This window comes from Oleiphilus sp. HI0043 (assembly GCF_001634935.1).
Genome location: NZ_LWEY01000814.1, coordinates 1 through 647, shown reverse-complemented (window position 1 = coordinate 647; position 647 = coordinate 1). Strand labels below are relative to the sequence as shown.

Annotated in this window: 1 protein-coding gene; it reads left to right on the top strand. The window is 42.0% G+C overall.

Annotated elements, in window-relative coordinates; translation table 11 throughout:
• Window positions 1–377: PEP-CTERM sorting domain-containing protein (locus tag A3729_RS09280; RefSeq protein WP_156497837.1), on the top strand; the 377-nt coding region annotated here is incomplete at its 5' end.
• Window positions 378–647 lie beyond the last annotated feature (270 nt).

Sequence of the window (647 nt, the reverse complement as noted above, 5' to 3'; positions counted from 1 at the left end):
GTATTGATTATCATCTGGCCACCGAAAATATGGTTGAATACGACCGCGGTATTCGTGAGGCGAGGGTTTCAATCACTGAATTCGGTTTGTCAACAATTAACGTAAAGGAAGGTGGATCTGAAATAAATATCAGTACGTGGGCCGAAGGCACTGGACCATTTGGAACCGGACCGGGTAGCCCAACGATATCGGCTGAAACTTACCTTTACCAGGTTTCAGATCCACAGCAGTATTTCTTAGCAAACACCAGAATGACGGTCACGTCAGTCACCTCGGTTTCAGTACCTTTAATCGATGTTCCAGAACCTGCTACGCTTTCGCTTCTTGGTTTGGGTTTAGTAGGCTTAAGCTTTGCTCGTAGACAAAAGAAGTCCTAATTCTATCTAAGCCTGAAGTACACTATTGTTGCCAGCACTTAAGGAAATCACCCAGAACTAAAGCTATCTCACTTGAGATGGCTTTTTTTCTGCTCATAAAGCTGATGAATTTTCTCAAAGTACTTTTCGATAGTTTTACGGGTTGCCTTGATATGAAATCAGTTAAAAATCAGAGCCTGTTTCTATCCTACCTATAAAAGTTTTATTGCTTTGTCACTCCTCTGTTTTGGAGTCGAGCTTTTCCAAGCATCACCTTATTCTCATCCGGAA